Annotated in this window: 8 protein-coding genes; 6 read left to right on the top strand and 2 right to left on the bottom strand. The window is 72.8% G+C overall.

Annotated elements, in window-relative coordinates:
• Nucleotides 1-44 precede the first annotated feature (44 nt).
• On the bottom strand, nucleotides 45-623 hold the full coding sequence (locus DW297_RS07680; protein WP_136031027.1) for a TetR/AcrR family transcriptional regulator: 579 nt from the start codon (nucleotides 621-623) through the stop codon (nucleotides 45-47).
• 75 nt (nucleotides 624-698) lie between these two features.
• Between DW297_RS07680 and DW297_RS07675 the strand changes: the two genes are divergently transcribed.
• Nucleotides 699-1,100, top strand: a complete 402-nt coding sequence (locus tag DW297_RS07675; protein ID WP_136031025.1) for a VOC family protein — start codon at nucleotides 699-701, stop codon at nucleotides 1,098-1,100.
• 61 nt (nucleotides 1,101-1,161) lie between these two features.
• Here the strand turns inward: DW297_RS07675 and DW297_RS07670 are convergent, their stop codons facing one another.
• Complete coding sequence (locus DW297_RS07670) at nucleotides 1,162-2,637, bottom strand: NCS2 family permease (protein ID WP_136031023.1); 1,476 nt, start codon at nucleotides 2,635-2,637, stop codon at nucleotides 1,162-1,164.
• A gap of 90 nt (nucleotides 2,638-2,727) precedes the next feature.
• Between DW297_RS07670 and DW297_RS07665 the strand changes: the two genes are divergently transcribed.
• The 5 genes from DW297_RS07665 (at nucleotide 2,728) to DW297_RS07645 (ending at nucleotide 8,531) form a co-directional block, all read left to right on the top strand.
• Entirely contained in the window at nucleotides 2,728-4,107 is a 1,380-nt protein-coding gene (locus DW297_RS07665; RefSeq protein WP_240744551.1) for a cell division protein PerM, read from the top strand.
• Between the two features lie 61 nt (nucleotides 4,108-4,168).
• Nucleotides 4,169-4,747 (top strand): phosphoribosylglycinamide formyltransferase, encoded by a 579-nt coding sequence (gene purN / locus DW297_RS07660; RefSeq protein ID WP_136031021.1) that lies wholly within the window; start codon nucleotides 4,169-4,171, stop codon nucleotides 4,745-4,747.
• 42 nt (nucleotides 4,748-4,789) lie between these two features.
• Nucleotides 4,790-6,397: a bifunctional phosphoribosylaminoimidazolecarboxamide formyltransferase/IMP cyclohydrolase gene (purH, locus tag DW297_RS07655; protein ID WP_136031019.1), complete on the top strand. Its 1,608-nt coding sequence runs from the start codon at nucleotides 4,790-4,792 to the stop codon at nucleotides 6,395-6,397.
• A gap of 125 nt (nucleotides 6,398-6,522) precedes the next feature.
• Nucleotides 6,523-8,037, top strand: coding sequence for a DNA-3-methyladenine glycosylase 2 family protein (locus DW297_RS07650; RefSeq protein ID WP_136031016.1), 1,515 nt, complete (start codon nucleotides 6,523-6,525; stop codon nucleotides 8,035-8,037).
• The gene (locus DW297_RS07645) at nucleotides 8,034-8,531 is read left to right on the top strand and encodes a methylated-DNA--[protein]-cysteine S-methyltransferase (protein ID WP_136031014.1); all 498 of its coding nucleotides are present in this window, start codon (nucleotides 8,034-8,036) and stop codon (nucleotides 8,529-8,531) included. The genes DW297_RS07650 and DW297_RS07645 overlap by 4 nt, the downstream gene beginning before the upstream one ends.
• Nucleotides 8,532-8,598: the final 67 nt, after the last annotated feature.

Raw genomic sequence — 8,598 nt, 5'->3', positions numbered from 1 at the left:
GTGTCCGGGGCATCGTCGTGCCCAGGCCCTCCTCGCGTCCGGGCTCAGTGCGCCGACGTCGCGGCGTCGAGCAGGCGGTCGAGTGCGCGGTGTGCCTGCCGTCGCGCGGCGGTGTCGTCGGGGCGGGCGGCCAGCCACAGGGCGAGCTCGTTCATGGCGCCGGACAGCGCGGCGGTGAGGGCGTCGACCTGTGCGGACGGGACCCCGGCCTCGCGCAGTCCGGCACGCAGCTCCTGCTCCGGCCCCTCGGCGTCGAGGCGGCGCCACTGCTCCCAGCCGAGCACGGCGGGGCCGTCGACGAGCAGCACGCGCGCGGCGGTTCCCACGGTGATGGCGTCGAGGAAGGCGTGACTGCCGTCGCGGAGCGCGGCGGGGCCGGGGGTGTCGCGCGTGGCGGTCGCGATGGCGGAGGCGACCCGCTCCTGCGCGGCGGCGGCGACGGCCGCGAACAGTCCGGGCTTCGAGTCGTAGTGGTGGTACACGGCGCCGCGCGTCACGCCCGCGGCCCGGGCGATGTCGTCGACCGAAGCCGCCGCGTATCCGTGTGCGGCGAAGTGCGCGAGGGCGGTGTCGAGGATGCGGCGGGCCGTGGCGGCGGCGTCGGCGGCGGAGGCGCGGGGCATGCGGGTTCCTTTACGTACGTGTTGTATGTATTCTAGCCGGACGGATACAAACACACAGTATGTAAAGGAGTGACGATGGAGATCACCAGCTTCTACCCGGTGCTGATGGTGGACGACGTGTCCGCGGCCGCGCGGTTCTATCGCGAGGAGCTCGGATTCGACACGACGTTCGAGGCCGACTGGTACGTGAGCCTGCGCTTCGACGGGGGAGAGCTCGCGATCCTCGACCGTACGCACGAGACCATCCCGGAGGGCTTCCGCGCACCGGTCACCGGACTGCTGCTGAACGTCGAGGTGCCAGACGCCGCCGCCGAGCACGCCCGGCTGGTGGGGGAGCGCGGACTGACCGAACGGCTGGCCCTGCGCGATGAGGACTTCGGTCAGCGGCACTTCATCGTCGAGGCTCCCGGCGGGGTGCTGATCGACGTGATCGAGCCGATCGAGCCGTCCGCCGAGTTCGCCGCCGCCTACGCCTGAGGCCCAGGGAAACCACGGAGGGGCGGGTGCCGCAGCACTCGCCCCTCCGTGGATCCGCTCGTCAGATCCCGACGCCGAACAGCGCCTCGATCGGTCCGCGTGCGAAGAAGATCAGGAAGCCGGCACCGACCACCCACAGCAGCGGGCTGATGGTCTTCGCCCGGCCGGAGAACGCGTGGATGAGCACCCAGCTCACGAAGCCCGCGCCGATGCCGTTCGCGATCGAGTACGTCAGCGGCATCACGGAGACCGTGAGGAACACCGGCAGCAGCACGCGGAAGTCGCCGAAGTCGATGTGCCGGATCTGCGCCATCATCATGGCACCGACGATGATCAGGGCCGCCGCGGCGATCTCGGTCGGGACGATCGAGGTGAGCGGGGTCAGGAACATCGCGATCAGGAACACCACGCCGGTCACGACGTTGGCCAGGCCCGTGCGGGCACCCTCGCCGATCCCCGCGCCCGACTCGATGAACACCGTGCTCGACGACGACGAGGTCGCGCCACCCGCGATCGCACCGACGCCCTCGACCACCAGCGCCGACTTGATGCGCGGGAAGTCGCCGTTGTCGTCGGCCAGGTTCGCCTCCTTCGCGAGACCCGTCATGGTGCCCATCGCGTCGAAGAAGTTCGTGAAGAGCAGGGTGAAGACGATCATCACGAGCGCGACGAGGCTGACCTTGCCGAGGTCGAACGAGAAGTCCACCGCGCCGATCAGGCTCAGGTCGGGCACGCCCACGGGGGAGCCGTTCAGCGCGGGAACCGTCAGACCCCAGCCGCCCGGGTTGATCACGTTGCCCTCGTCGTCGAAGCCGCGGGCGCCGATGTGCCAGACGGCCTCGACGATCACGGCGAGCACGGTGCCGCCGATCAGGCCGATCAGCATGCCGCCCTTGATGCGCAGCGCGACGAGGATGCCCGTCAGCAGCAGCGTGATCACGAACAGCAGGCTCGGCACGGTCGCGACGGAGCCGTTGACCCCGAGCCCGACGGGCGGCGAGGAGGCACCGGTCGCGGTGACGAAGCCGGAGTTGACGAAGCCGATGAACGCGATGAACAGGCCGATGCCGACCGTGATCGCGATCTTGAGCTGGAACGGCACCGCGTCGAAGATCGCCTTGCGCAGTCCGGTGGCGGCGAGCAGCACGATCACGACGCCGTTGATCATCACCAGCGCCATGGCCTCGGGCCACGTCACCTGGCCGACCACGGAGAACGCGACGAACGCGTTGATGCCGAGTCCGGCGGCGAAGCCGAACGGCAGACGCGTGACGAGCCCGAACAGGATCGTCATGACGCCGGCGGTCAGGGCGGTCGCGGCACCGACCGCGTTGAAGTCCAGCATGTTTCCGGCGACGTCGGGTTTGCCGGACAGGATGATCGGGTTGAGGATCACGATGTAGGCCATCGTGACGAACGTCACCAGGCCCCCTCGGATCTCGGTGCCGATCGTCGATCCGCGCTTGCTGATCTCGAAGAAGCGGTCCAGGGCGCCGGTGGGCTCGGCGGTCGCCGGGGCGGGCGGGGCAGTTGTCATCGGGTAACCTCCGGAGAAACGCTACCGTGTCGCCCGCCCCGCGCGCGCCCCGAGGAGCCGCACGGCAACTCGTCGTAGTCTCGAATCGCTATGCAACGCCTCCTCGTCGCGCTCCTCGCCGCCTTCGACGCCGCCATCGCGGCCGCGGTCGGACTGGCCGTGCTCCTGGCGCCGCTGACGCTGCTGTGGACGGTCGCGTTCGGCGTCACGGCCGACTGGGGTGCGCTCTGGCCCCTTACGGGCACGCTCTGGGAGTTCGGGCACGGCGTCCCGCTCGAGGTCACGATCCCCGACGAGCTCCTCGTCACGCTGGGCATCCCCGCGCAGGCCGCATCGTTCGCGGTGTCGATCACGCCCCTGCTGCTGCTGTTCTTCACGCTCCTGTTCGCCGCGCGCTCCGGAGCGCGCGCCGCCCACGCGGGGGCGTGGCTGCTGGGTGCCCTGTCCGGCTCCGCCGTGTTCGCCGCGATCTCCACACTGGTCGCGCTGACGGCACGGCTCGATGCGGTGCGCACGCCGCTGCCGCTCGCGATCCTGCTGCCCGCCGCCGTCTATCTGGTGGGCGCGGTCTGCGGCGCCGTCCGGGTGGCCTGGGACGACGGCGACGGCGGTCTCCTCGACCGCCTGCACGACCGCCTCGACGCGCGGGAGGACTGGGCTCCCGTGCCCGCGGCGATCGTCCGGGGTGCGGCCTTCGCCCTGGTCGGCGTGACCGGAGCGGCGGCGCTCGCCGTGGCCCTGTCGGTGCTGACCCGCGGCGGTGACGTGGTCGCGCTGTTCCAGGGTGCGCGCGTCGACGCGCTCGGCGCCACCGTGCTCACGCTCGCGCAGCTGGCGTATCTGCCCACCCTGATCGTGTGGGCGGCGGCGTGGCTCGCCGGTCCCGGCTTCGCGGTCGGCGCCGGCACCGCGGTGTCGCCCGCCGGCACCCAGCTCGGCGTGGTCCCCGGCATCCCCGTGTTCGGGCTGCTGCCGGAGAACACCTCCATGTGGATGCTGATCGTGGTGCTCGTCCCCGTCGCGGCCGGCGCGTTCGCGGGCTGGGCCGTGCGCTCCCGGCTCGTCTGGGAGGGCACACCGCTCGGGCTGCTGCAGCGCGCCGTCATCGCGGTGGGCATCGCCGCGGTGACGGCGGGAGTCGCGGGGCTCGCGGCCGAGCTCGCGAACGGGTCGATGGGGCCTGGGCGCCTGGGCGTCGTCGGTCCCGCCGTGCTGCCCTTCGCCCTCGCGCTCGGCGCCGAGGTGCTGGTGGGCGCGGCGATCCTGCTGCTCGCACCGCGCAACCGTGAGGAACTCGCGGAGGAGCGCACCGACCGCTGGCTCGCCGAGATGACCGAGGCCGAGCGCGACCGCGGTCCGCTTCCCGCCGAGCCGACCGCGTGGCCGTCCCTGCCCGACGACACCGCGCCACTCGGCGACCTGCGCGTCCCGCCGCTGCCCGACGGCGACGACCGCGACCGGCGCAGCTGAGTCCCGCCGCCCGCGCCCGAGGCCGCACGGGGCGGTCTCCGCGCGCCGGTAGACTGGGCGCGTGCTCACGGTCGCCGTTCTCATCTCGGGCGCCGGCTCGAACCTTCGCGCCCTCCTCGAGGCCGCTCGTCACCCCGATTTCCCGGCCAGGGTGGTCGTCGTCGGCGCGGATCGCGAAGCAGAGGGGCTGGCGCACGCCGAGGAGTTCGGCATCCCCAGCTTCACCGTCCCGTGGCACGAGCACGAGAGCCGCGAGGCCTGGGGCGAGGAGCTCGGCAGGCAGCTGGCGGTGTGGAACCCCGACCTAGTGGTCCTCAGCGGGCTCATGCGTCTGCTGCCCGCGTCGCTGGTCGCCGCGTACGCCCCGCGGATCATCAACACGCACCCCGCGTACCTCCCGGAGTTCCCCGGGGCCCACGGCGTGCGCGACGCCCTCGCGGCCGGAGTGCGCGAGACCGGGGCGAGCGTGATCGTGGTCGACGACGGCGTGGACACCGGCCCGATCCTGGCGCAGGAGCGCGTCCCGATCCGCGCCGACGACACCGAGCACACCCTGCACGAGCGCATCAAGCCCGTCGAGCGCCGCCTGCTCATCGACGTCGTCCGTCGCATCGCGACCGGCGATCTCGTCCTGACCTGAACCCCCCGAACCCCCGCACGCCCCCGCACGAAGGAGCCCATCATGGCCGGCCCCCGCCACGACCCCACGCTCTACCGCGATCGCGACACCGTGCCGATCCGGCGCGCCCTCGTCTCGGTCAGCGACAAGACCGATCTGCTCGTGCTCGCCGCGGCCCTCGCCGACGCCGGGGTCGAGATCGTGTCGACCGGCTCGACCGCCTCGACCATCCGCGACGCCGGCTTCGAGGTCACCGACGTGGCCGCGGTCACGGGCGTGGCCGAGATGCTCGACGGCCGCGTGAAGACGCTGCACCCCAAGGTGCACGGCGGCCTGCTCGCCGACCTGCGCCTCGAGGACCACGAGCGCCAGCTCGCGGAGCTCGACATCGCCCCGTTCGAGCTGGTGGTGGTGAACCTGTACCCGTTCGTGGAGACCGTGGCCTCCGGCGCCGTGGGCGACGACGTCGTGGAGCAGATCGACATCGGCGGGCCCGCCATGGTCCGCGCTGCGGCGAAGAACCACGCGAACGTCGCGATCGTGGTCTCGCCCGAGTCCTACCCGGCGATCGTGTCGGCCGTCGCCGACGGCGGCACCACGCTCGGCCAGCGCCGTGAGCTCGCCGCGCGCGCCTTCGCCCACACCGCCGCCTACGACACGGCCGTGGCGCAGTGGTTCGCCGAGGGCACGCTCACCGAGCCCGGCGATCTCCCCGCACACCTTACGATCCAGGCCGAGCGCCTCGCGACCCTCCGCTACGGCGAGAACTCGCACCAGCGCGGGGCCATCTACACCCGCGCCGGCGGCCACGGCATCGCCCAGGCCACGCAGCTGCAGGGCAAGGAGATGTCGTACAACAACTACGTCGACGCGGATGCCGCGCTGCGCGCCGCGTACGACATGATCAAGCCCGCCGTCGCGATCATCAAGCACGCGAACCCGTGCGGGATCGCCACGACCGCGCCGAACGCGCTCGACCCGATCGCCAGCGCACACCTGCGCGCACACGAGTGCGACCCGGTCTCGGCGTACGGCGGGGTCATCGCCGCGAACGGCACCGTCACGCTGAAGATGGCCGAGAACCTGAAGGACATCTTCACCGAGGTCATCGTCGCGCCGTCGTTCGAGCCCGCCGCGCTCGAGGTGTTCAAGGCCAAGAAGAACCTGCGTCTGCTGCAGCTGCCCGAAGACTGGCAGCAGGAGCGCATGGACGTGCGGCTGGTGTCGGGCGGGCTGCTGCTGCAGGACGCCGACCGCTTCCCCGACGACATCGTGTCGGTCGCGAAGGACTGGGAGCTGGTGTCGGGTGAGCGTCCGAGCGACGAGGAGATGGAGAACCTGATCTTCGCGTGGAAGGCCTGCCGCGCCGTGAAGTCGAACGCGATCGTGCTGGCGAAGGACAACGCCACGGTCGGCGTCGGCATGGGTCAGGTCAACCGCGTCGACTCGTGCCGCCTCGCGGTCGAGCGAGCGGGCGACAGGGCGGCCGGATCGGTCGCCGCCTCCGATGCCTTCTTCCCGTTCGCCGACGGTGCGCAGGTGCTCATCGACGCGGGTGTCACCGCGATCGTGCAGCCGGGTGGGTCGGTGCGCGACGAGGAGGTCGTCGACGCCGCGCGCAAGGCGGGCGTGACGATGTTCTTCACCGGGGAGCGTCACTTCTTCCACTGACCTCCGCGCATCCGCGTCCGGAACCCGCTCTCCTCGGGAGGGCGGGTTCCGTCGTCTCCGGGGCCTTCACTGTCGTGTCCGATTTCCGCCAGCCGGGGTCGGTGGTCGGTGGCAGAGTGGAGGACATGAGCCTCCCCGTGATCGACTTCGACGAGCGGTACCGCGCCATCAGTGCGCGCGACACCCGCTTCGACGGGCAGTTCGTGACCGCGGTCCGCTCGACCGGGATCTACTGCCGGCCGAGCTGCCCTGCCCGCACCCCGAAGCCGCAGAACGTCACGTTCTATCCCACGAGTGCGGCCGCGCACGAGGCCGGCTACCGCGCCTGCAAGCGCTGCCTGCCCGAGGCCGCACCGGGGTCGCCCGCGTGGGACGTGCGCGGAGACACGGCGGCGCGCGCCATGCGGCTGATCGCGACCGGGGTCGTGGAGCGCGAAGGCGTGCCGGGCCTCGCCGCCCGCCTGGGTTACTCCAGCCGGCACCTCACGCGGCTGCTGACGACCGAGCTCGGCGCCGGCCCGCTCGCGCTCGCCAGGGCGCACCGCGCGCACACGGCCCGCATGCTGCTCGTGGGCACGGACATGCCGGTGGCGGATGTGGCGTTCGCCGCGGGGTTCCAGAGCATCCGCCAGTGCAACGACACGGTCCGCGAGGTGTTCGGCCTCACGCCGGGCGAGCTGCGGGCGCGGCGACGCACTCCGGCGTCCGACGTGCCGGGGGCGATCGACCTGGCCCTGCCGTACCGCGGCCCGTTCGACGCGGCCGGGGTGTTCGTGTGGATGGCGGCCAGGGCGGTCGCGGGGGTCGAGGAGGCGCGGTCCGACGCGTTCGCGCGCCACCTGCGCATGCCGGGCGGCCCCGCGTGGTTCGAGGTGCGGCAGGACGGCGAGCGGCTGCGGCTGCGGGCTCGCGTCGCACGCCTGAGCGACCTGGCGCCGCTGGTGTCGACCGCGCGGCGCCTGTTCGACCTCGACGCCGACCCCCTCGCGATCGACGAGGCCCTGGCCGCGCATCCGTCGCTGGCGGCGCTGGTCGCACGCACGCCGGGGATCCGGGTGCCCGGTGCCGCGGATCCGCACGAGATGCTGATCCGGGCGATGATCGGGCAGCAGATCACCGTCGTCGCCGCCCGCACCGCGCTCACCGCACTCACCGAGGCGCTGGGGGAGAAGACACCCGAGGGGCTGCTGTTCCCCACCATGACCGCGATCGCGGAGCACGGGGCCGAGGTGCTGCGGGGCCCCGCGGCCCGGATCCGCGCGGTCACGGGGGCCGCCGCGGCCCTCGCCGACGGCAGCCTGACGCTGACCGTGGGCGATGACGGCGCGGAGCAGCGCGCGGCCCTGCTGGCCATGCCGGGGATCGGACCCTGGACGGCGGACTACGTGCGGATGCGTGTGCTCGGCGACCCCGACATCCTGCTCCCCGGCGATGTCGCGCTGCGCGCGGGCGCGGCGGCGGTGGGACTCCCCGGCGAGCCGAAGCCCCTGGTCGCCTGGGCCGAGCGCACGGCCCCCTGGCGGAGCTACCTCAGCGCGCACCTGTGGCGTGCGGCACCCCAGCGCCCCGCGGGGCCGCGGTCGCCTGCCGCCCGCGCGGCCGCGACCGACGACGAGACCCAGACGAAGGAGACGCCATGACCGCCCTGATCCAGACCATCGACACCCCGGACGGCCCGTTCACGATCCTGGCCGACGCCGAGCAGCGCGTCCTCGCCTCCGGGTGGACCGACGACGTGGAGGCGATCCTCGGTCGCCTCTCCGCCGCCGCCCGTCCGGAGGAGCTGCGCGACGCCGAGACCGACGCGGCGGCTGCCGCCCTGGCCTATTACGCCGGTGACGTGTCGGCGATCGACGCCGTCGCGGTGAAGCAGACCGGAACCGCTCTCCAGCGCGCGGGGTGGGATGCGCTGCGCGGCATCGAGCCGGGTCGGCCGCTCACCTACACGGGCTTCGCCGCGCGCCTCGGCAATCCGAACGCGGTGCGCGCGGCGGCGTCGATCTGCGCCCGCAACGCCCCGGCCCTGTTCGTCCCGTGCCATCGGGTGCTGCGCACCGACGGCTCGCTGGGCGGCTTCGCGTGGGGTCTCGCCGTGAAGCAGAGCCTCCTGGCCCGTGAGAGCGCCGCGCGCTGAGCCGTCCGAAGCCCCGCCCCGTCTCCACGCGGGACGGGGCTTTCGGCTGCCGCGGGAATTCCTCTTG

Source organism: Microbacterium sp. PF5 (assembly GCF_004794315.1).
In the GTDB taxonomy this organism is placed as follows: Bacteria; Actinomycetota; Actinomycetes; order Actinomycetales; family Microbacteriaceae; genus Microbacterium; species Microbacterium sufflavum.
This window is presented reverse-complemented; position numbering and strand designations above follow the sequence as displayed.

Bases quoted from the DNA above. Each gene is read 5' to 3' on its own strand.
- DW297_RS07680 (WP_136031027.1), bottom strand. From the start codon at position 623: ATGCCCCGCGCCTCCGCCGCCGACGCCGCCGCCACGGCCCGCCGCATC.
- DW297_RS07675 (WP_136031025.1), top strand. From the start codon at position 699: ATGGAGATCACCAGCTTCTACCCGGTGCTGATGGTGGACGACGTGTCC.
- DW297_RS07670 (WP_136031023.1), bottom strand. From the start codon at position 2,637: ATGACAACTGCCCCGCCCGCCCCGGCGACCGCCGAGCCCACCGGCGCC.
- DW297_RS07665 (WP_240744551.1), top strand. From the start codon at position 2,728: ATGCAACGCCTCCTCGTCGCGCTCCTCGCCGCCTTCGACGCCGCCATC.
- purH (WP_136031019.1), top strand. From the start codon at position 4,790: ATGGCCGGCCCCCGCCACGACCCCACGCTCTACCGCGATCGCGACACC.
- DW297_RS07650 (WP_136031016.1), top strand. From the start codon at position 6,523: ATGAGCCTCCCCGTGATCGACTTCGACGAGCGGTACCGCGCCATCAGT.
- DW297_RS07645 (WP_136031014.1), top strand. From the start codon at position 8,034: ATGACCGCCCTGATCCAGACCATCGACACCCCGGACGGCCCGTTCACG.